We start from the raw sequence: 21,776 nt of genomic DNA, 5'->3' as shown, positions 1-21,776 counted from the left end.
ACGGCACGGCACTGACAAATGAGACGCCCAACTCCGGTTGGCCAACGCCGGTTTTGTGACGTTTTAGAAACCGGCAGACGGAGCGGGCGCCGGACCACGTTAGGCCTCTCGGCAGCGTCAGCCAATCTGGTTATCCACAGGCCATGTGGACGACGGCCCAGATGCTGTGGAGAACTCCTCAAAACCTGTGCACGACCCGGTGGACAGGCCTGTGAACAAGCTTCCATCCACCTCAAAGGGATGGCGCTGACCTGCGGCTTTGCCGTCCACCGGCTGTGCAGAAGAAAAACTTCCCCAACCGGCGCAAGATCGCTGCGAACGGTGCACAGAAGTGCGCGCCCCTGGACAGAAAGTAAGGGACGCAAAGCCTTTGCATCTCTTACCTGTGGACGATTAGATTGGTGCACATGACACAGGCCCCCGCGCGCCGCAGAACCGGCCGGAGACAGCACGACCGAGAGATCGTCGCTCTGGCCGTGCCGGCCTTCGGCTCCCTCGTCGCCGAGCCCCTCTTCCTCATGGCCGACACCGCCATCGTGGGCCATCTGGGTACGGCTCAACTCGCCGGCCTCGGCGTCGCCTCGGCCTTGTTGATGACCGCCGTCAGTGTCTTCGTCTTCCTCGCCTACGCCACGACAGCGGCGGTCGCCCGCCGCGTCGGCGCGGGTGATCTCCAGGCCGCCATCCGCCAGGGCATGGACGGCATCTGGCTGGCTCTGCTCCTCGGCGCTGCCGTCGTCGCCGTCGTCCTGCCGACGGCATCCGGCGTCGTGGACCTCTTCGGCGCTTCTGACGCGGCGGCTCCCTATGCGACCACGTACCTGCGTATCTCCACGCTCGGCATACCGGCGATGCTCGTCGTACTCGCCGCGACCGGCGTGCTGCGTGGCCTCCAGGACACCAAAACGCCTCTCTATGTGGCCATCGCCGGCTTCGTCGCCAACGGCGCCCTCAACGTGGGGCTCGTCTACGGCGCCGACCTGGGGATCGCCGGCTCCGCCTGGGGAACCGTCATCGCCCAGTGGGGCATGGCGGTGGTCTACCTCGCCGTGGTCCTGCGCGGGGCGCGCAAGCACGGTGCCTCGCTGCGCCCGGACGCCGCCGGGATCAGGGCCTCCGCACAGGCTGGTGTTCCCCTGCTGGTTCGCACCCTCTCCCTGCGGGCGATCCTGATGATCGCCACGGCGGTCGCCGCCCGTCTCGGGGATGCCGACATCGCCGCACACCAGATCATCCTGTCCCTGTGGAGCCTGCTCGCCTTCGCCCTCGACGCCATTGCCATCGCGGGACAAGCCATCATCGGGCGCTATCTCGGAGCCGGTGACGCACAGGGCGCCCGCGACGCATGCCGTCGCATGGTCGAGTGGGGGATCGGCGTCGGAGTCGTCCTCGGCATTCTGGTCGTCATCACCCGACCGGCATTTCTACCCCTGTTCACCAGTGACTCGGCGGTCACGGACGCAGCGCTGCCCGCCCTGCTCATCGTCGCGCTCTCACAGCCGATCTCGGGCATCGTCTTCGTGCTGGACGGAGTCTTGATGGGCGCCGGCGACGGTCCCTACCTGGCCTGGGCGATGCTGATCACTCTGGCGGTCTTCACCCCGTTCGCCCTCCTGGTGCCGGTACTGGGCGGTGGGCTCACCGCCCTCTGGGCCACCATGACGCTGATGATGACGGTGCGGATGATGACGCTGTGGCTCCGGACCCGCTCGGGCCGCTGGATCGTGACGGGCGCGACCCGCTGACGACCGGCCTCAGCGGTTGCTGACTGTTTCACGTGAAACACCGTGTTTCACGTGAAACGTCGACGGGACGAGAACGACGACGCGACGGAGACAACGACGGGGCGGAAACGACGATGGGACCGCACCCGGAAGGGTGCGGCCCCATCGCTCACTGCTTCAGCGAGCACGGCACTCAGGCCGCGACAACCTCGATGTTGACCTTGGCGGCAACCTCGGGGTGCAGACGCACGGACGTCTCGTGAGCGCCCAGCGTCTTGATCGGCGAGCCCAGCTCGATGCGGCGCTTGTCGACCTCGGGGCCACCGGAAGCCTTGATCGCGGAAGCGATGTCGGCCGGGGTGACGGAACCGAAGAGACGACCGGCGTCGCCGGAGCGGACAGCCAGACGGACCTTGACGCCCTCGAGCTGGGCCTTCACCTGGTTGGCCTGCTCGATGGTCTGGATCTCGTGGATCTTGCGAGCACGACGGATCTGCTCGACGTCCTTCTCGCCACCCTTGGTCCAGCGGATAGCGAACTTCCGCGGGATCAGGTAGTTGCGAGCGTAACCGTCCTTGACGTCGACGACGTCGCCCGCGGCACCGAGGCCGGTGACCTCGTGGGTGAGGATGATCTTCATGTGTCGGTCACCCTTCCCTTATCGCGCGGTGGAGGTGTAGGGCAGCAGCGCCATCTCACGGCTGTTCTTCACGGCCGTGGCGACGTCACGCTGGTGCTGCGTGCAGTTGCCGGTCACGCGGCGGGCACGGATCTTGCCGCGGTCGGAAATGAACTTCCGCAGCATGTTCGTGTCCTTGTAGTCCACGTACGTGACCTTGTCCTTGCAGAATGCGCAGACCTTCTTCTTCGGCTTGCGCACAGGCGGCTTCGCCATGGTGTATCTCCTGTGTGATCAAGAAGTTGGGGTGCGAACCCGCCCTAGAAGGGGGGCTCGTCCGAGTAGCCGCCGCCCTGCTGGCCGCCGCCGGAGCCGCCGCCCCAGCCGCCGCCACCGCCCTGGGCGCCACCGGCGGGAGCGCCGGTCGCCCACGGGTCGTCGGCGGGAGCGCCGCCGCCCTGCTGGCCGCCACCGGGGCCGCCGCCCCAGCCGCCGCCACCCTGGCCGCCACCGCCACCGCCACCGCCGCCGTAGCCGCCCTGGCCACCGCGGCCCGTGGTCTTGGTGACCTTGGCCGTGGCATTGCGCAGGCTGGCGCCGACTTCCTCGACGTCCAGCTCGTAGACCGTGCGCTTGACGCCCTCACGGTCCTCGTAGGACCGCTGCTTCAGCCGGCCCTGCACGATGACGCGCATGCCTCGCTGGAGCGACTCCGCGACGTTCTCCGCCGCCTGACGCCAGACCGAGCAGGTCAGGAACAGGCTCTCGCCGTCCTTCCACTCGTTCGTCTGGCGGTCGAAGGTGCGGGGAGTGGACGCGACACGGAACTTCGCGACGGCCGCACCGGAGGGGGTGAAGCGCAGCTCGGGGTCGTCGACAAGATTGCCGACCACCGTGATGACGGTCTCGCCTGCCATGGGGGAACCTCTCGGCGGGTTTGCTCTGGCTGCTTGCTACTCGAATCCCGGAATCAGCTGAGCGGGAGAGCTCAGTGGGTCTCGGGACGGAGGACCTTGGTCCGGAGGACCGACTCGTTCAGGTTCATCTGGCGGTCGAGCTCCTTGACGACCGCAGGCTCAGCCTGAAGGTCGATGACCGAGTAGATGCCCTCGGGCTTCTTCTTGATCTCGTACGCGAGACGACGACGGCCCCAGGTGTCGACCTTCTCGACCTTTCCGCCGCCGTCACGGACGACAGAGAGGAAGTTCTCGATCAGCGGGGAGACAGCGCGCTCCTCGACGTCGGGGTCGAGGATGACCATCACCTCGTAGTGACGCATGTGGAACCCACCTCCTTTGGACTCAGCGGCCACGGTCGTTCCGTGGCAGGAGGGTTGTGATGCGTAGCAACGGTATCGGCCACCACTGACAGTCGGGGGTTCCGTCGAGGAGCCCCTGTCGTGACATGGGCAGACACCGGTGCGGACGGTACAGAGTACCCGCACAGTGGCTTGCGGTTGAAATCCGGCCGCGAGGGCAGCCAATCTGTACACATCGGGTGTGTATGGCGCTACGATGCGCCGACTTTCGCAGGAGGTGCCCTATGGCACAGGCATTGCGACCCAACACCGCCGGCGGCCTCTTCGCCACGGACGGCAAGCCCCACCCCCTCCAGGACGCCCTGCTCGCGGTGACCCTGGTGCTGGGCATCACGTCGTTCATCACGGCACTCGTCGACGAGGACCTGCATCTCCTCAGCTCCTGGACCGGCCTGGTGGGCGTTCTCACCGGTGCGTACGGCCAGTGGGTGTCGGAGACGACCAGGGAACGCTTCGGCCTGATCCTCGGCCTCGGTGCCGCGGGCGTCGGGTTCTTCCTGGGCATGGCGCACGGCGGTCTCTTCGGCGGTCTCATCGACTGACGCCAGGGACATCCCCTTCTGAACACCGGGTGACGCCCCGGCCGCTCACGGGCCGGGGCGAAGGTTCCGTACGCCCAACCGGCGCGCATCCCAGGCGCAGTAGGCTTCGCGCGAGAGCCGGAGCCCCTGACCCCATGGGGACACACCAGCCCGAGGAGCGCCCCGAAATGAGCCTGACCCTGAGGACCATCAGTCGAGAGCAGCATCTGGCCTACATCCAGAGCCTGCCGTCGGCGAGCCACATGCAGGTCCCGGCCTGGGCTGACGTCAAGGCGGAGTGGCGCTCCGAGAACCTCGGATGGTTCGACGACAGGACGGGCGAGCTGGTCGGTGCCGGTCTGGTCCTCTACCGGCAGCTTCCCAAGATCAAGCGCTACCTCGCCTATCTGCCCGAGGGCCCGGTCATCAACTGGTTCGCGCCGAATCTCCAGGACTGGATCGAGCCGATGCTGGCGCACCTGAAGCAGCAGGGCGCCTTCTCGGTGAAGATGGGCCCGCCGGTGGTCATCCGGCGCTGGGACGCCACCTCGATCAAGCAGGGCATCCAGAACCCCGACGTGAAGCGGCTGCGCGACATCGAGGCCGACCACATCGAGCCGCGTGCCTTCGAGGTCGCCGACAAACTGCGCCGCATGGGGTGGCAGCAGGGCGAGGACGGCGGCGCCGGCTTCGGCGACGTCCAGCCCCGCTACGTCTTCCAGGTGCCGCTGGCCAACCGCTCCCTGGAAGAGGTCCACAAGAACTTCAACCAGCTGTGGCGCCGCAACATCAAGAAGGCCGAGAAGGCCGGCGTCGAGGTCGTCCAGGGCGGCTACCAGGACCTCGAGGAATGGCAGCGGCTGTACGAGATCACGGCCGTGCGCGACCACTTCCGGCCGCGCCCGCTGTCGTACTTCCAGCGCATGTGGACGGCCCTCAACACCGAGGACCCCAACCGCATGCGGCTGTACTTCGCACGGCACAACGGCGTGAACCTGTCGGCAGCGACCATGCTGATCGTCGGCGGGCACGTCTGGTACTCCTACGGCGCCTCCGACAACATCGGCCGCGAGGTCCGGCCCTCGAACGCGATGCAGTGGCGGATGCTGCGCGACGCCTACGCGCTCGGCGCCACCGTCTACGACCTGCGCGGTATCTCCGACTCGCTGGACGAGACCGACCACCTCTTCGGTCTGATCCAGTTCAAGGTGGGCACGGGCGGCCAGGCCGCCGAGTACCTCGGCGAGTGGGACTTCCCGCTGAACAAGCTGCTGCACAAGGCGCTCGACATCTACATGTCGCGCCGCTGATGTCACGTTCAGTGCTTCTATACCTCTGACACACGGCAACCACTGACACACGGCAACCACGAGAAAGGTTCCAGGTCCGGCCATGGCGCTCACGCTCTACGTCGACACCGCGCGCTGGCGGGCGCACCACAAGCACGTGCAGGAGCAGTTCCCAGGCCTCGTGCCGGTCTGCAAGGGCAACGGCTACGGCTTCGGGCACGAGCGGCTGGCGGAGGAAGCCACGCGACTGGGCTCGGACGTCCTCGCCGTCGGCACGACGTACGAGGCCGCCCGGATCAAGGACTGGTTCGGCGGTGACCTGCTGGTGCTGACGCCTTACCGGCGCGGCGAGGAGCCCGTGCCCCTGCCGGACCGGGTCATCCGCTCGGTGTCGTCGATAGACGGCGTGTACGGCCTCGTCGGTGCCCGTGTGGTGATCGAGGTGATGTCCTCGATGAAGCGGCACGGCATCAGCGAGCAGGACCTGCCCCAACTGCACGCCGCCATCGAGAACATCCGCCTGGAAGGCTTCGCGATCCACCTGCCGCTGGACCGCACCGACGGCTCGGACGCGGTCGAGGAAGTCATCGGCTGGATGGACCGGCTGCGCGCCGCCCGGCTGCCTCTGCACACCATGTTCGTCAGCCACCTCAAGGCCGAGGACCTCATCCGGCTCCAGCAGCAGTTCCCGCAGACCCGGTTCCGTGCCCGCATCGGCACGCGGCTGTGGCTGGGGGACCACGAGGCCACCGAGTACCGCGGCGCGGTCCTGGACGTCACGCGCGTGGCCAAGGGGGAGCGCTTCGGCTACCGGCAGCAGAAGGCCGCCTCCGACGGCTTCCTGGTGGTCGTGGCGGGCGGTACGTCGCACGGGGTGGGCCTGGAGGCCCCCAAGGCGCTGCACGGCGTCATGCCGCGGGCCAAGGGCGTCGCCCGGGCCGGCCTCGCGACAGTCAACCGGAACCTTTCTCCGTTCGTCTGGGGCGGCAAGCAGCGCTGGTTCGCCGAGCCGCCGCACATGCAGGTCTCGATCCTGTTCGTGCCCGCGGACGCGCCCGAGCCGAAGGTCGGCGAGGAACTGGTGGCCCATCTGCGGCACACGACCACGCAGTTCGACCGGATCGTGGACCGCTGACCGGCGAGCACACTCACCGGCCCCGCACAGCAAGAAGGCCGTACACGGTTTCCCGTGTACGGCCTTTCGCATCGTTCACTCAGAGCGAACCGTCCGCGCCCTGCCTGCCCCACTCGACCTGCGGCCCGTCGAACTGAGCAGCCGCGTGCCGGGCGGGCCGGGCCGCGGGACCGAGGACGAAGACGTCCTCCGCGCCGTCGAGCACTCCGCCCGAGGGATCGTCGTCCCCGGACCGGCGAACGGGATCCCGCTCCGGCATGAAGATGTCGCGCACGATCATGACGCACAAATACAGCGTGCCCAGCAGGTGCATGCCGATGGCCCAGTGGTAGCCGTCGGTGGGCAGCCCCTTGTGGGCGTCTCCGCTGGTCGTGTACGCGAGGTACATCCAGATCCCCAGGAAGTACGCCACCTCGCAGGCCTGCCAGATCAGGAAGTCCCGCCACTTCGGCCGGGCCAGGGCGGCCAGGGGCACCAGCCACAGGACGTACTGCGGCGAGTAGACCTTGTTGGTGAGGATGAACGCCGCGACGATCAGGAAGGCGAGCTGGGCGAACCGCGGGCGGCGCGGTGCGGTCAGCGCGAGCACGGCGACACCCGCGCAGCACACCAGCATCAGCAGCGTGGCGAGCGTGTTGACGGTGTCGGTGCTGAGCGGGCTGTCCGAGTTCTGGGCCATGATCAGCCAGAAGGAGCCGAAGTCGACGCCCCGCTCCTGGCTGAACGTGTAGAACTTCGACCAGCCCTCGAACGCGAAGAGCATCACCGGCCCGTTCACGACGACCCAGGCGACGATCGCACCGCCCAAAGCCGTCCCGAACGCACGCCACTTGCCCGCGCGCCAGCACAGCACCAGCAGCGGCCCGAGGATCAGGAAGGGATAGAGCTTGGCGGCCGTGGCGAGTCCCAGGAGGACGCCGAAGGCGAGGGAGCGGCCGCGCGACCACATCAGCATCGCCGCGGCCGTCAGAGCGACCGCCAGCAGGTCCCAGTTGATCGTCGCCGTCAGGGCGAAGGCAGGTGCCAGGGCGACCAGCAGGCCGTCCCAGGGACGCCGGGCATGGGTACGGGTCACGCAGACGGCGATGACCGACGCGCACACCATCAGCATCCCGGCGTTGACCATCCAGTACCACTGCTCCTGGTCCTGGATGGTGCCGCTGCCGGGCGTGAGCCAGGAGGCGACCTCCATGAAGACACCGGTGAGCACCGGGTACTCCAGGTACTGCATGTCGCCGGGGAGCTTGTCGAAGTACGGCACGAGCCCGTCGGCGAAGCCGCGGCCCTGGTAGAGGTGCGGGATGTCCGAGTAGCAGGCGTGCGTGTACTGGGAACTGGCACCGAAGAACCAGGCGCCGTTGTAGCAGGGTGCCTTCTGGACCAGACCGAGGGCGAACATGCCGATCGCCACCAGCGCGATCACCCGTACGGGAGTCCACCATGACGCCCCGAGCAGGGCACGCCGCCCGAGCGGGCCGCCGATCAGCTCGCTGCCGGCCGCGGCGACCTTGTCCTCCTGGGTCGGCCGCACCGGGTCCGGCTCGTGGACGCTCGCTTGCGTCGATTCTGCACTGGCCATGCCGCACATCCTGCCGTACGCGTCCATCAAAACGCCGAGGGCCGCCGCACCGGGTAGGTGCGACGGCCCGTGTTTCACGTGAAACGTCTTCGCGTTTCACGTGAAACACCCATGCCGGGCGAGCCGGCTATCCCTCGGGGCCTCCGAAGATGCCTCCGTTGCCATTGCCTCTGGTGTTGCCGCCGTCCAGATTCGTATCGGTTGGCGTGGGCTCGGGGGAAGCCCCTCCGTCTGTGCCCCCGTTACCGGTGCCGCCGTTCTGCGCGCCACCGTCCTCCTCACATCCGAAGAATCCACAGGTGTCGCTCGGCGAAGGCGACGGAAGCGTCGGCGTCTCGCTGGGCGTCGCGCTCGGCGACTCGGTCACGGTCTCGCTGGGCGTGACGCTCGGCGTCGGGGTCGGCGACGGAGCGCCCACCTCGTGCTGGATCTCACCGATCTTCTCGGCCTCCGGGAAGCCGAGGTCGGGCTCGCCGTCCAGCGCGGCCTTCATGTACTCGGTCCACACCTGGGTGGGAGTGTCACCACCGTGGATGGACTCCTCACCCGCCGTGCCGTTCATGGAGAGCAGCTTGGCGCTCTTGGGGTCCTCACGGAACATCGCGACCGAGGTCGACAGCTGCTGGGTGTAGCCGACGAACCAGGCCGACTTGTTCTCGTCCGTGGTACCGGTCTTACCGGCCGCCGTACGGCCCAGGGCCAGGGCGTTCTTACCCGTACCGTTCTGGATGACGTTCTCCAGAGTGTCCGTGACGTTGTTGGCCACGTTCTCGGGCATCGCCTGCGTGATGCGCGGCTTGTCGAAGCCTTCGACTTCCTTCCCGTTGAACTTGACGCTGGTCACCGAGTACGGGGAGGCCTGCTTGCCGGCGGCGGCGAACGTCGCGTAGGCGTCGGCCATGCGGATCGCACTGGGTGTCGACGTACCGAGCGCGAACGACGGGTTGAGGGTGGCGAAACTGGCGTCCAGGATGCCGGACTTCTCGGCCACGTCCCGCACGTTCCTCATCCCGACGTCCATGCCGAGCTGGACGAACGGGGTGTTGACGGACTGCTCCATCGCCTTGCGCAAGGTGATGTAGCCCCAGGGGTGGTCGCTCTCGTTCTCCTGGAAGAACGGTGTGTTGTCCTTCTTCAGGACGTAGGAGCCGTCGTTGTTCCTGACCTTGAGGTGGTCGTTGCCGTTGTACTTGCTCATCGGCGAGAGGGGACCGTCGCTCCGGTAAGTGCCGTGCTCCATGGCGGCGGCGAGCACGAACGGCTTCCACGTCGAACCGACGGGGACACCTGAGGTGTCCGCGTTGTTGTTGAAGTGGCCGTTCTCGTAACCCGCACCACCGTAGAGCGCGACGATCGCGCCGTCCTTGGGCTTCACCGACGCCGCACCGAACTGGACGTGCTTGTCCAGCTCACGCTTCTCCGGGTCCAGTTTTTCCTTCTCGACCTTCTTCACGGCCTTGGCCAGCGCCTCGACCTTGGCCTTCTCGAAGGTCGTCCTGATCTGGTAGCCGCCCTGGTCGAACTGCTTCTCCGTGATGTTGGAGTGGTTCAGGACGTACTTCTTGGCGGTGTCCGCCAGGTAGCCGATCTGGCCGCTCATGCCCTTGGTCGCCTTGCGGCCCTGGGGCATGGGGTACTTCTTGATCGCCTTCTGGTACTCGGCGTCCGAGAGCTTGTTGTCGTTGTGCATCTGCTCGAGGATCCAGCCCCAGCGCGCCCTGGACCGCTTCTCGTTGGCCTCGGCGCTCGCCGAGGAGTCGAGGCTGTCGTTGCCCGCGGGGTCGTAGTACGTCGGGCCCTTGAGCAGGGCGGCGAGGAAGGCGCACTCGCTCGGCTCGAGCTTGACCGCGTCCTTGCCGTAGTACGTCTGGGCGGCGGCCTGGATGCCGTAGGCGCCGCGGCCGTAGTAGGAGGTGTTCAGGTACCCCTGGAGGATCTCGTCCTTGGTGAGCTTGGTGCCCACCTTGATCGAGATGAACATCTCCTTGAACTTACGGGTGATCGTCTGGTCCTGGCTCAGGTAGGTGTTCTTGACGAACTGCTGGGTGATCGTCGAACCACCCTGCGTGTCACCGCCCCGGGCCATGTTCGCCAGAGCCCGCGCGATGCCCATCGGGTCGACACCCGAGTCCTGGTAGAAGCTCTTGTTCTCGGCCGAGATCACCGCCTGCTGCATGGCCTTGGGGATCCGGTCGATCGTGACGTTCTGCCGGTTCTGGCCGCTGCCCGTCGCAACCATCTGCTGGCCGTTCGACCAGTAGTAGACGTTGTTCTGCGACAGGGCCGCCGCGTTCTCCTCGTTGGGGACGCCCACCATGGCGTATCCGATGCCGGCCACGGCCACCAGGCTGCCGAAGAAGCCGATGCACAGGCCGGAGACGAGCTTCCAGGACGGCAGCCAGCGCTGCCAGCCGTACTTGCCGGCCCGCGGATAGTCGATCAGCCGCTTCTTGTCGGAATAGGCAGCCGTGCGCCCCCTGCCCCGCCCGGGCCCGGCCGGCCCGCCGGGAGCGGCGCGCCGGCCGCCACGGGCCGGTTCGGCCGCTCTGCGTCGGCCGCCTCCGGCACTTCTTTGCGCCGCACGCCGGGCCTCGGCACGGCCGCCGTACGGACGCTCCTCACCCCCCGAGCCGTAGGAGTCCGACCCATAGGAGTCGGACGGAGACCCGGTGGCGCCTCGCGGGGCCGCGCGGCGACCGGGGGACGAACCGGACTGGCCGCGTCGGGCCGCGGCACGTCCGCCTCCCTGCGGCTGCGGCGGTTTGCGACGGTGCTCGCTCATCGAACGACTACTCCTCGGGCAGGCGCACCCTTGCGCGCCTGGAAACGGCGGCTGGTTTCCGGTCCCCCCGAAGTACGGATGCGGTGGTCTCTGCATTCATCGGTCCCGCATGCACCCGTACTACACCGAAGACGACGACGCTCTCAGGCGCCACTTGGTTCCCGGTGATGTGCATGGCGCACAGACTACGCACCACCAAAACCTGCCGAGGGCTGAAGTTCACCTCAAATCAGGCAACTCGCGTCCGATGAATCGGTGATGTGATCCCGTTCACCGCACCCCCTCTTGTCGCATCCGGAAGGCCGTTCTATCGTCGTGATGTATCGAGTCGATACATCAGCGCGACACATCGGCCCGAGACATCGGGTTCCGCGGCAGAGAGGAGGCGACGATGAGCCGGCGTTCCGGGATCCTCGAGTTCGCCGTACTCGGCCTGCTCCGCGAATCTCCGATGCACGGCTATGAGCTGCGCAAACGACTCAACACCTCACTGGGTGTGTTCCGTGCGTTCAGCTACGGGACGCTGTACCCCTGCCTCAAGACGCTGGTCGCCAACGGCTGGCTGATAGAGGAGCCGGGGAACGACACCGAGGCCGCTCCCCTCACCGGCCGCCGCGCCAAGATCGTCTACCGGTTGACGGCGGAGGGTAAGGAGCACTTCGAGCAGCTGCTCTCCCAGACCGGGCCCGAGGCGTACGAGGACGAGACATTCGCCGCCCGTTTCGCCTTCTTCGGGCAAACCTCACGCGATGTGCGCATGCGCGTGTTGGAGGGCCGCCGCAGCCGGCTGGAGGAGCGCCTGGAGAAGATGCGCCTCTCGCTGGCCCGGACCCGGGAGCGCCTCGACGACTACACGCTTGAGCTCCAGCGCCACGGGATGGAGTCCGTGGAGCGCGAAGTGCGCTGGCTGAACGAGCTCATCGAGAGCGAGCGGGCGGGGCGGGACCTGAAGGGTCCCACCCCGGGGGAGCCCGGTTCGCGTGACACCACATCTGGAGCGTCGGGCGGCCTGCCCCGGCCGGGGGACGACCCCCGTCCGGATACGCCCGGCGACACCGCCACGTGAGAGCCCGCTGAAGGGCCTCACTCGTACACACAGGGAGCAACCGGAATGGGTTCGGTTCGCGTAGCCATCGTCGGTGTGGGCAACTGCGCCGCATCGCTGGTGCAGGGAGTCGAGTACTACAAGGACGCCGATCCGGCGGCCAAGGTGCCGGGCCTGATGCACGTCCAGTTCGGCGCCTACCACGTCAGCGACGTCGAGTTCGTCGCCGCGTTCGACGTGGACGCCAAGAAGGTCGGCCTCGACCTGGCGGACGCCATCGGCGCCTCCGAGAACAACACCATCAAGATCTGCGACGTACCCAGCACCGGTGTGACGGTCCAGCGCGGCCACACGCTCGACGGCCTCGGCAAGTACTACCGGGAGACCATCGAGGAGTCCGCCGAGGAGCCGGTCGACGTCGTCCAGGTCCTCAAGGACAAGCAGGTCGACGTCCTCGTCTGCTACCTGCCCGTCGGCTCCGAGGACGCGGCGAAGTTCTACGCCCAATGCGCCATCGACGCCAAGGTCGCCTTCGTCAACGCCCTTCCGGTCTTCATCGCCGGCACCAAGGAGTGGGCCGACAAGTTCACCGAGGCGGGCGTCCCGATCGTCGGCGACGACATCAAGTCCCAGGTGGGCGCCACCATCACGCACCGTGTCATGGCGAAGCTGTTCGAGGACCGGGGCGTCATCCTGGACCGCACGATGCAGCTGAACGTCGGCGGCAACATGGACTTCAAGAACATGCTCGAGCGCGACCGCCTCGAGTCGAAGAAGATCTCCAAGACGCAGGCCGTCACCTCGCAGATCCGCGACCGCGACCTGGGTGCGGACAACGTCCACATCGGCCCGTCCGACTACGTCGCCTGGCTGGACGACCGCAAGTGGGCCTACGTCCGACTCGAGGGCCGCGCCTTCGGTGACGTCCCGCTGAGCCTGGAGTACAAGCTGGAGGTCTGGGACTCCCCGAACTCCGCCGGCGTCATCATCGACGCCCTGCGCGCCGCGAAGATCGCCAAGGACCGCGGCATCGGCGGCCCCGTGCTCTCCGCGTCGAGCTACTTCATGAAGTCCCCGCCCGTCCAGTACTACGACGACGAGGCCCGCGAGAACGTCGAGAAGTTCATCAAGGGTGAAGTCGAGCGCTGAGGCGCCGCAACCAGTCGCTCCTGCCAGGGCTGTGAGGGTCCCCGGGTCGTACGACCCGGGGACCCTCTCCCATATGTGAGGCTGTGCCCCATGGCCGTCGTCCGTGACCTGCGTGTCCTGTTGCGCTTCCAGGGCTTCAGGCGCCTGCTCGGCGTGCGCCTGCTCTCCCAGGGCGCCGACGGCGTCTACCAGATCGCGCTCGCCTCATACGTGGTCTTCTCGCCGGAGAAGCAGACCTCGGCGGCCGCGGTCGCCTCCGCCATGGCGGTGCTGCTGCTCCCGTACTCCCTCGTCGGCCCTTTCGCCGGTGTCCTGCTGGACCGCTGGCAGCGCCGCCAGGTCCTGCTGTACGGCAGCCTGCTGCGCGCGGTGCTGGCTTCCGCCACGGCCCTGCTGATACTCAGTCCCGCTCCGGACTGGCTCTTCTACGTCTCCGCCCTGTGCGTCACCGCCGTCAACCGTTTCGTCCTCGCCGGCCTGTCCGCCGCCCTGCCCCGCGTGGTCGACGCCGAGCGCCTCGTCATCGCCAACTCCCTCTCCCCGACCGCCGGAACCCTGGCGGCGACCGCAGGCGGCGGGCTCGCCTTCGTCGTCCGCCTGGTGGTGGCGGACTCCGACGCCGCCGTGGTGCTCGTGGGAGCCGTGCTGTATCTGTGCGCCGCCCTGGCATCGCTCAGCATGGCGCGGGAACTCCTCGGCCCCGACCGGAAACTGGTGCGCGAGCGCATCGCGACGGCTCTCACCGGCACCGCTCGCGACCTGGCGGCGGGCGTACGTCACCTGGCCGCGCCACAGCGCCGGCAAGCGACCTGGGCGCTCGCGGCCATGGCGCTGATGCGCTTCTGCTACGGCGCCCTGCTGGTGATGCTGCTGATGCTCTGCCGGTACGCGCTCACCACGACCACGGACGACGGACTCGCCCTGCTGGGCCTGGCGTTGGGCGTCTCCGGCGCCGGCTTCTTCGCTGCGGCCGTGGTGACGCCCTGGACCGCGGGACGGCTCGGGCCGGGACGCTGGATCGTCGTGTGCGCGGGGGCCGCCGCGCTGCTGGAGCCCGCTCTCGGGCTGCCGTTCGCCGCTGCCCCTCTGCTGGCCGCGGCCTTCGTCCTGGGGCTGACCACTCAGGGCGCGAAGATCGCCACCGACACGATCGTCCAGTCCTCCGTCGAGGACGGCTTCCGTGGCCGGATCTTCTCGGTCTACGACGTCCTCTTCAACGTCGCTTTCGTCGGCGCCGCCGCCGTCGCCGCCCTGGTGCTGCCGCCGGACGGCCGATCCGTGCCGCTGGTGATCACGATCGCCGTTATCTACGCGGCAGTAGCTGTGACTATGGGCCGGTTTGGCCGCCAGTAAGTGTCACATCAATGACACAGAGCCACATTCGGCTACTGCGGTGTCAGTGGGGACCGATAACTTACGTGGGTCTTATCTCGCGACATGTTCGCGTCACTCAACCATGTTCTAGGGGGACCCCCAAGTGACTACTCCGCCGCCCCAGGGCAACCCGTTCGCACAGGGCCAGCCCGCGGGTCAGCCCCAGGCCCCGTACCCGCCGCAGGGCGGCTACCCCCAGCAGCCCGGCCAGCCCGGATTCCCGCCCCAGGGCGCGGCTCCGTACGCTCCGGTTCCGCCGCAGCCGACCGGCCGCAAGCTCAGCTTCAAGACCATCAAGAACATCGCCATCGTCATCGCGGTGGCCAGCATTGCCATCGGCGGCTACATAGCCAGCCGGGACGACGCCAAGACGGCGGCCGTCGGCGACTGCATGCACCGCGGCAGCACCGACGACAACAACCCGGACCTCGAGGTCGTCGAGTGCAGTGACGCGAAGGCCAAGTTCGTGGTGCTGGCCAAGATCGAGGGCGCCTACCTCACTCAGACCCTGGCGTCGAGCAAGTGCGAGGCCGAGGCCAAGGACTTCCAGTACACGTACACCGAGAGCGGTGACGGCAAGGACTTCCTGCTCTGCCTGAAGGACAAGAAGTAAGGCAGACACGCGAGGGGCGGTGTTTCACGTGAAACACCGCCCCTCGGCCCGTCTCCCGGGGTCATGTTTCACGTGAAACATGACCCCGTTTCACAGCCTCAGCCCTCCTGGTCGGCCCACCACTCCTTGAGTGCGGCCACCGCCGAGTCGTGCTCCATCGGCCCGTTCTCCAGGCGCAGCTCCAGCATGTGCTTGTACGCGCGGCCGATGGCCGGGCCGGGACCGACGCCGAGGATCTCCATGATCTGGTTGCCGTCGAGGTCAGGACGGATCGAGTCCAGCTCCTCCTGTTCCTGAAGCTTGGCGATCCGCTCCTCCAGGCCGTCGTACGCGCGCGACAGGGCTGCCGCCTTGCGCTTGTTGCGCGTGGTGCAGTCCGAGCGGGTCAGCTTGTGGAGACGGTCGAGGAGCGGACCGGCGTCACGTACGTAGCGGCGGACCGCCGAGTCCGTCCACTCGCCGGTGCCGTAGCCGTGAAACCGCAGGTGAAGTTCGACCAGACGTGAGACGTCCTTCACCAGCTCGTTGGAGTACTTCAACGCCGTCATGCGCTTCTTGGTCATCTTCGCCCCGACCACCTCGTGGTGGTGGAACGAGACCCGTCCGTCCTTCTCGAAGCGGCGGGTGCGGGGCTTGCCGATGTCGTGCAGCAGGGCGGCCAGGCGGAGGGTCAGGTCGGGACCGTCGTCCTCCAGCGCCATCGCCTGTTCCAGGACGATCAGCGTGTGGTCGTAGACATCCTTGTGCCGGTGGTGCTCGTCACGCTCCAGGCGCAGGGCCGGCAGCTCGGGCAGCACGCGGTCGGCGAGGCCCGTCTCGACGAGCAGGGACAGGCCCTTGCGCGGGTACGGCGACAGGATCAGCTTGTTCAACTCGTCCCGCACCCGCTCGGCGGAGACGATCTCGATACGCCCGGCCATCTCCTTCATCGCCGCGACGACCTCGGGAGCGACCTCGAAGTCGAGCTGAGCCGCGAAGCGCGCGGCCCGCATCATCCGGAGCGGATCGTCGGAGAAGGACTCTTCCGGGGTGCCAGGAGTACGCAGCACACGCGACGCGAGGTCCTCGAGCCCGCCGTGCGGATCGATGAACTCCTTCTCCGGCAGCGCGACGGCCATCGCGTTCACCGTGAAGTCACGGCGGACCAGGTCCTCATCGATGGAGTCTCCGTACGACACCTCGGGCTTGCGTGAGGTCCGGTCGTACGCCTCCGACCGATAGGTGGTCACCTCGATCTGGAAGCGTCGATCCGCGTCCCCGACGCGGGCATCCTTCTGCGCTCCGACCGTGCCGAAGGCGATTCCGACCTCCCAGACGGCGTCCGCCCACGGACGCACGATCTTGAGTACGTCCTGGGGGCGGGCGTCGGTCGTGAAGTCCAGATCGTTGCCGAGCCGGCCCAGCAGCGCGTCCCGGACCGAGCCGCCGACCAGGGCGAGTGAGAACCCGGCCTCCTGGAAGCGGCGGGCGAGGTCGTCGGCGACAGGTGCGATCCGCAGCAGTTCACTCACCGCGCGGTGCTGCACCTGACTCAGGGCACTGGGCGTTTCTTCGTTGGCGTTCGGCACAACAGAAGAGGGTACGTGGCTCGGGCGCCCCCAAGCTCCCCCTATGAGGCATGCAGACACGTCCGTCAATACGCGCACAAGAGATGCCCTTGAGGTGGAGACGACCGCTCTCCGTCATACAGCGACATACCGGACAGCTCGCCGCCGGGCCGCGATCTTGTGGAACGGACCGCGGCACTTCCCCTCAGCGCGCATCGTTACCATGCGTGGACGCACATTCCGACGACCACTGACGACGACGAGGGACGGGCGAGCGCGTGGCCGAGGCGGCAGACTTCCAGGGGACCAGTGCCTCACCTGCCCGCCGGTGGCTGCGGCGCACCGGGGCACTGCTCGCCGGTGCGCCCCTGCTGGCCGGACTCCTCCAGTTGCCCGCCGCGACGCCGGCGGACGCGGCCGGGCAGGAGTCCCCGCAGGCTGCCTCCGGTACGAGCGGCTCGGTGTCCGTCGCTGTCGACTCACTCAGCCCCAGCGCCCCCACCGAGGGGGACACGGTGACCGTGACGGGCACGGTGACCAACAACGGCAAGCAGCCGGTCACCGACGCCCACGTCGACCTGCGGGTGGGACCCTCGCTCGACACCCGTTCCGCCATCGACAGCCTCGCCAAGAAGAGCGACGCCGTCCAGGGCCCCGCCGGCGAGGCCATCGGCGGCAAGTACACCGAGAAGTTCCCCAAGCTCACCCCCGGTGTGGCCGAGCCCTTCAACATCTCCGTGCCGGCCGACGAGCTGGACCTCGGCCAGGACGGCGTCTACCAGCTGGCCGTCGCCCTCTCCGGAGAGACCGCCGCGCAGCCCTGGGACCAGGTTCTCGGCGTCCAGCGCACCTTCCTGCCGTGGCAGCCGGAGGAGGCCGGTACCAAGACGAAGACCACGTTCCTGTGGCCGCTCGTCTCCGACGTCCACATGACGGCCGAGACGGGGTCGAACGAGCAGCAGACGCCGGTCTTCAGCAACGACGACCTCGCCGAGGAGATCTCCCCGGGCGGCCGCCTCGACCAGATGGTGTCGCTGGGCAAGGGCCTCGACATCACCTGGGTGATCGACCCGGACCTGCTGGCTTCCGTCGACGCGATGACGAGGACCTACGAGGTCAGGGGCGAGGACGGCGACACCACCCCCGGCAGGAACCAGGCGGTCGCCAAGCAGTGGCTCTCCGAGCTCCAGCAGGCGGTGGCGGGCAAGGAGGTCGTCGCCCTGCCGTTCGGCGATCCGGACCTGGCCTCCCTCGCCCACAACGGCACCGCCGTCACGGGCTCGCTGAGCCACCTCAAGGAGGCCACCGACGCCGTCGACAACACGGTGCAGACGGTCCTCCACGTGAAACCGTCCAAGGACTTCGCGTGGCCCGTGGACGGCGCCGTCGACCCGTCGATCATGAAGGTCGCGACCTCTGCGGGCGCCGACAAGGTGATCGCCCGCAGCGACAGCCTCCAGGACGACCTGTCGTACACGCCCTCAGCGGCCCGGCCCATCGGCGGCGGCACCACGGCGGTCGTCGCGGATGCCAGGATGTCCACGGCGTTCCAGGGCAACCTGACGAGGGCCTCCGCGTCCACGCTCGCCGTGCAGCGCTTCCTGGCCCAGAGCCTGACGCTCGGCCTCCAGACCGGCAAGCAGCGCAGCGTCGTCGTCGCCCCGCAGCGCACGCCCTCCGTGAGCCAGGCGCAGGCCATGGCCGACGCACTGGGCGCCCTCCAGGGCGGGAACTGGTCCGAGCCGCAGGACCTCTCGGCCGCGGCCAAGGCCAAGCCCGACCCGGCGGCCAACAGGAAGGTGCCGCCCGCCGACGCCTACCCCCGCTCGCTGCGCAAGCAGGAGCTGCAGCGGGACGCCTTCGAGCAGATGGCGACGACGCAGGGCAAGCTCGACAACTTCAAGGTGATCCTCACCGACGAGTCCCGGGTGGTCACCCCCTTCGGGCGGGCCATGAACCGCGAGATGTCCACGTCGTGGCGTGGCCGGGGCGACGCGGCGCTGGGGTACCGCACCGACGTCGAGTCCTACCTCGACGGGCTGATCGACGGCGTCAAGCTGATCAAGAAGACGGAGACCAAGCTCTCCGGCCGCAGCGCCATGATCCCGGTGACCGTTCAGAACAACCTGGTCCAGGGAGTCGAGCACCTGGAGCTGCGGCTCACGTCGAAGAACCCGACGCGACTCAAGATCGGCGGCGACGCCTACGAGGAGCAGCGGGTCGCGGTGAACGGCGGGCACAGCCAGTCGGTGAAGTTCACCACGTCCGCCAACGCCAACGGCCGGGCGGAGGTGGTCGCCCAGCTGTACACGGAGGACGGCCAGCGGTACGGCGAGCCCGTCACCTTCGACGTGAAGGTCACCGAGGTCACGCCCACCGTGATGCTGGTCATCGGCGGCGGCGTTCTGCTCCTGGTCCTCGCCGGCTTCCGTATGTACACCCAGCGCAAGCGCGCCGCCGCCCGCGAGGCCGCCGAGGACGCCACCGCGGAGGCGGACGACGACGTCGACAGCCCGGCCGACGCTCCGCAGAACCCTGAAGCCCCCGGCGACCGTCTCAAGGAGGAGTCCGCGGCCGACTCCCGGGCAGACGCCCCGCAGCAGCCGAGTGACCCGGCCCCGGACACCGCAGCGGAAAGCGCCGACCCGTCCGGCACGGGTGAGAGAGTGGACCGTTGAGATGTCGTGGCCGGTGGGCCCGGGACGATGAGGTGGGGTAACCATGAACGCGCCGTACGACGGTGACCACGGCCGTGGCGTGGGCAACTCGGGCTACCCCGAACCGGGCGGGCCCGAGGGCCCGCAGCCCGAGCACGGCCAGGTGCCGCCGCAGCCGCCCGCGGACATGTACCTCCAGGACGCCTACACCCAGGACCCCTACCGGGCACAGGACCTCTCCGCCCAGGACCCGGTCGCCGAGGCGCGCTACGACCGAGCCGCGCACCCGCCGCCCCCGCCGGGCACGTACCAGCCGCAGCAGCAGCTGTACGCCCAGCCGCCGCAGTCGCCGTACGCGCCCGACCCGCGGGTGTGGGCCCAGACGCCCGCACCGGAGCCAGAGGGCCCAAGCAGGCACCTGCCGTACGGCGACGACGCCCGGACCACCCAGTTCGTGGGCGTGGACGACCTCGTCTCCCACGCGGGCGAGCCGCGCCAGGAGCCGGACGCGTTCGCGCATCTCTTCCGGGACCAGCAGCAAGGGAGCGGCCACCCGTCCTACGAGCCGCCGTCGGTCCCCGGCCCATCCCCGGCCCCGGGCCAGATGGCGCAGGGGCAGTACGCAGCGCAGGGGCAGTACCCGGTTCCCGGCGAGACCGCGGCGATGCCGGCGGCGGACGACACCCCTGCACCGGAGGCCGCCGCCTCGTCCGCTCCGAAGAAGGGCGGCCGCGCCGCGGGCCTGATGAAGTCCAGCGCCGTGATGGCGGCGGGCACGATGGTCTCCCGCCTCACCGGCTTCATCCGCTCCGCACTGATCGTCTCGGCCATCGGCGTCGGCTTCCTCGGTGACACCTTCCAGGTCGCCTACCAGCTGCCGACCATGCTCTACATCCTCACGGTCGGCGGCGGTCTCAACTCCGTCTTCGTGCCGCAGCTCGTCCGCGCCATGAAGGACGACGAGGACGGCGGCGAGGCGTACGCCAACCGCCTGCTGACCCTCGTCATGGTGGCGCTCGGCGCACTCACCGCGCTCGCGATCTTCGCCGCGCCACTGCTGATCCGCCTGATGTCCCCCTCGATCGCCAGCGACCCCGCGGCGCATCAGGTCGGCATCACCTTCGTCCAGTACTTCCTGCCCTCGATCTTCTTCATGGGCGTCCACGTGGTGATGGGCCAGATCCTCAACGCCCGTGGGAAGTTCGGCGCGATGATGTGGACCCCGGTCCTGAACAACATCGTCATCATCGTGACGCTGGGCATGTTCATCTACGTCTACGGCACCGCCGCCGACTCCGGGATGAAGGTCACGAACATCCCGCCGGAGGGCCAGCGCCTCCTCGGCATCGGCGTCCTGCTCGGCCTCGTGGTCCAGGCCCTGGCGATGATCCCCTACCTGCGCGAGACGGGCTTCCGCCTGCGGCTGCGCTTCGACTGGAAGGGCCAGGGCCTCGGCAAGGCCATCACGCTCGCCAAGTGGACGGTCCTGTTCGTCCTGGCCAACCAGGCGGGTGCCATGATCGTCGTCTGGCTGTCCACCGCGGCGGGCAAGGCCTCGCCCGTCGACGGCACCGGCTTCTCCGCCTACGCCAACGCACAGCTGATCTGGGGTCTGCCGCAGGCCATCATCACGGTCTCCCTCATGGCCGCCCTGCTGCCGCGCCTGTCGCGCTCGGCGGCCGAGGGCGACGGCGGTGCCGTCCGCGACGACATCTCCCAGGGCCTGCGCAACACCGCGGTCGCCATCGTGCCGATCGCGTTCGGTTTCCTCTCGCTCGGCATCCCCATGTGCACGCTGATGTTCGGCTCCTCCGGCACCAGCGAGGCCACCAACATGGGCTTCATGCTGATGGCGTTCGGTCTCGGCCTGATTCCGTACTCCGTGCAGTACGTCGTCCTGCGCGCCTTCTACGCCTACGAGGACACCCGAACTCCCTTCTACAACACGGTCATCGTGGCCGCGGTCAACGCGGGCGCCTCGGCGGTCTGCTACTTCGTCATCCCGTCGCGCTGGGCCGTGGTCGGCATGGCCGCCTCGTACGGCCTGGCCTACGCGATCGGTGTCGGCGTCGCCTGGCGCCGGCTGCGCAAGCGGCTGGGCGGGGACCTCGACGGCGCACGTGTGCTGCGGACTTATGCGCGGCTGTGCATCGCGTCGATCCCGGCAGCCCTGCTCAGCGGCGCTGCCTGCTACGGCATCGGCCGCACGCTCGGCCAGGGCGTCGTGGGCTCGCTCGCCGCGGTGCTGGCCGGTGGCGCCGTGCTGCTCGTGATCTTCTTCGTCGCCGCCCGCCGCATGCGCATCGAGGAACTCAACTCGCTGGTCGGCATGGTCCGCGGACGCCTGGGACGCTGAGTCGGGGGTGGGCGCACAACCATCGTCAGCCACCGCGTGTCGTGCATAGCGGCGGACTGTGGGCACAA

Annotated in this window: 17 protein-coding genes; 10 read left to right on the top strand and 7 right to left on the bottom strand. The window is 68.4% G+C overall.

The genetic code is table 11. The features are described from left to right. Positions 1 to 407: 407 nt before the first annotated feature. Positions 408 to 1,745, top strand: coding sequence for an MATE family efflux transporter (locus tag ACH4G3_RS13540; protein WP_397624590.1), 1,338 nt, complete (start codon positions 408 to 410; stop codon positions 1,743 to 1,745). Positions 1,746 to 1,917: 172 nt separating this feature from the next. Here the strand turns inward: ACH4G3_RS13540 and rplI are convergent, their stop codons facing one another. The 4 genes from rplI to rpsF form a co-directional block, all read right to left on the bottom strand. Further along, complete coding sequence (gene rplI / locus ACH4G3_RS13535) at positions 1,918 to 2,364, bottom strand: 50S ribosomal protein L9 (RefSeq protein ID WP_354737775.1); 447 nt, start codon at positions 2,362 to 2,364, stop codon at positions 1,918 to 1,920. Positions 2,365 to 2,382: 18 nt separating this feature from the next. Continuing rightward, positions 2,383 to 2,619: a 30S ribosomal protein S18 gene (rpsR, locus tag ACH4G3_RS13530; protein WP_003949403.1), complete on the bottom strand. Its 237-nt coding sequence runs from the start codon at positions 2,617 to 2,619 to the stop codon at positions 2,383 to 2,385. A gap of 44 nt (positions 2,620 to 2,663) precedes the next feature. Continuing rightward, on the bottom strand, positions 2,664 to 3,260 hold the full coding sequence (locus ACH4G3_RS13525) for a single-stranded DNA-binding protein (protein WP_397624589.1): 597 nt from the start codon (positions 3,258 to 3,260) through the stop codon (positions 2,664 to 2,666). A gap of 71 nt (positions 3,261 to 3,331) precedes the next feature. After that, positions 3,332 to 3,622 (bottom strand): 30S ribosomal protein S6, encoded by a 291-nt coding sequence (gene rpsF / locus ACH4G3_RS13520; RefSeq protein WP_003991486.1) that lies wholly within the window; start codon positions 3,620 to 3,622, stop codon positions 3,332 to 3,334. A gap of 263 nt (positions 3,623 to 3,885) precedes the next feature. Here rpsF and ACH4G3_RS13515 point away from each other — a divergent pair, with 263 nt between their 5' ends. The 3 genes from ACH4G3_RS13515 to ACH4G3_RS13505 all read left to right on the top strand — a co-directional run bounded on the left by ACH4G3_RS13515 (position 3,886) and on the right by ACH4G3_RS13505 (position 6,606). Continuing rightward, positions 3,886 to 4,203 carry a hypothetical protein gene (locus tag ACH4G3_RS13515; RefSeq protein WP_354737771.1) on the top strand — a complete coding sequence of 106 codons (318 nt, stop codon included), beginning with the start codon at positions 3,886 to 3,888 and terminating at the stop codon, positions 4,201 to 4,203. Positions 4,204 to 4,370: 167 nt separating this feature from the next. Next, positions 4,371 to 5,492: a peptidoglycan bridge formation glycyltransferase FemX gene (femX, locus tag ACH4G3_RS13510; RefSeq protein ID WP_020277982.1), complete on the top strand. Its 1,122-nt coding sequence runs from the start codon at positions 4,371 to 4,373 to the stop codon at positions 5,490 to 5,492. 82 nt (positions 5,493 to 5,574) lie between these two features. Next, a complete protein-coding gene (locus ACH4G3_RS13505) occupies positions 5,575 to 6,606 on the top strand; it encodes an alanine racemase (RefSeq protein WP_397624588.1) in 1,032 nt (343 codons plus the stop codon). Positions 6,607 to 6,685: 79 nt separating this feature from the next. On the opposite strand, the gene ACH4G3_RS13500 is transcribed toward ACH4G3_RS13505, so the two are convergent. Both ACH4G3_RS13500 and ACH4G3_RS13495 read right to left on the bottom strand, forming a co-directional pair. Beyond that, positions 6,686 to 8,194 carry a glycosyltransferase family 87 protein gene (locus ACH4G3_RS13500; protein WP_397624763.1) on the bottom strand — a complete coding sequence of 503 codons (1,509 nt, stop codon included), beginning with the start codon at positions 8,192 to 8,194 and terminating at the stop codon, positions 6,686 to 6,688. A 118-nt stretch (positions 8,195 to 8,312) separates the two neighbouring features. Next, entirely contained in the window at positions 8,313 to 10,967 is a 2,655-nt protein-coding gene (locus tag ACH4G3_RS13495; protein ID WP_397624587.1) for a transglycosylase domain-containing protein, read from the bottom strand. A 391-nt stretch (positions 10,968 to 11,358) separates the two neighbouring features. Here ACH4G3_RS13495 and ACH4G3_RS13490 point away from each other — a divergent pair, with 391 nt between their 5' ends. The 4 genes from ACH4G3_RS13490 to ACH4G3_RS13475 all read left to right on the top strand — a co-directional run bounded on the left by ACH4G3_RS13490 (position 11,359) and on the right by ACH4G3_RS13475 (position 15,148). After that, positions 11,359 to 12,033 (top strand): PadR family transcriptional regulator, encoded by a 675-nt coding sequence (locus tag ACH4G3_RS13490; RefSeq protein ID WP_397624586.1) that lies wholly within the window; start codon positions 11,359 to 11,361, stop codon positions 12,031 to 12,033. Between the two features lie 45 nt (positions 12,034 to 12,078). Continuing rightward, positions 12,079 to 13,161, top strand: coding sequence for an inositol-3-phosphate synthase (locus ACH4G3_RS13485; protein WP_397624585.1), 1,083 nt, complete (start codon positions 12,079 to 12,081; stop codon positions 13,159 to 13,161). Positions 13,162 to 13,251: 90 nt separating this feature from the next. Further along, a complete protein-coding gene (locus ACH4G3_RS13480; RefSeq protein ID WP_397624584.1) occupies positions 13,252 to 14,514 on the top strand; it encodes an MFS transporter in 1,263 nt (420 codons plus the stop codon). Positions 14,515 to 14,638: 124 nt separating this feature from the next. Beyond that, the gene (locus tag ACH4G3_RS13475) at positions 14,639 to 15,148 is read left to right on the top strand and encodes a DUF1720 domain-containing protein (protein WP_397624583.1); all 510 of its coding nucleotides are present in this window, start codon (positions 14,639 to 14,641) and stop codon (positions 15,146 to 15,148) included. 98 nt (positions 15,149 to 15,246) lie between these two features. Here ACH4G3_RS13475 and ACH4G3_RS13470 read toward each other — a convergent pair whose 3' ends face one another. Further along, positions 15,247 to 16,716, bottom strand: a complete 1,470-nt coding sequence (locus ACH4G3_RS13470) for a CCA tRNA nucleotidyltransferase (protein WP_397624582.1) — start codon at positions 16,714 to 16,716, stop codon at positions 15,247 to 15,249. 257 nt (positions 16,717 to 16,973) lie between these two features. Here ACH4G3_RS13470 and ACH4G3_RS13465 point away from each other — a divergent pair, with 257 nt between their 5' ends. Beyond that, positions 16,974 to 19,373 carry a DUF6049 family protein gene (locus ACH4G3_RS13465; RefSeq protein ID WP_397624581.1) on the top strand — a complete coding sequence of 800 codons (2,400 nt, stop codon included), beginning with the start codon at positions 16,974 to 16,976 and terminating at the stop codon, positions 19,371 to 19,373. Between the two features lie 43 nt (positions 19,374 to 19,416). Further along, positions 19,417 to 21,708, top strand: coding sequence for a murein biosynthesis integral membrane protein MurJ (gene murJ / locus ACH4G3_RS13460; RefSeq protein ID WP_397624580.1), 2,292 nt, complete (start codon positions 19,417 to 19,419; stop codon positions 21,706 to 21,708). Positions 21,709 to 21,776 lie beyond the last annotated feature (68 nt).

The organism is Streptomyces afghaniensis (assembly GCF_044327915.1).
Classification (GTDB): Bacteria; Actinomycetota; Actinomycetes; order Streptomycetales; family Streptomycetaceae; genus Streptomyces; species Streptomyces afghaniensis.
The sequence above is the reverse complement of the archived record's forward strand: the minus strand, read 5'-3'. Positions and strand labels throughout refer to the sequence as shown.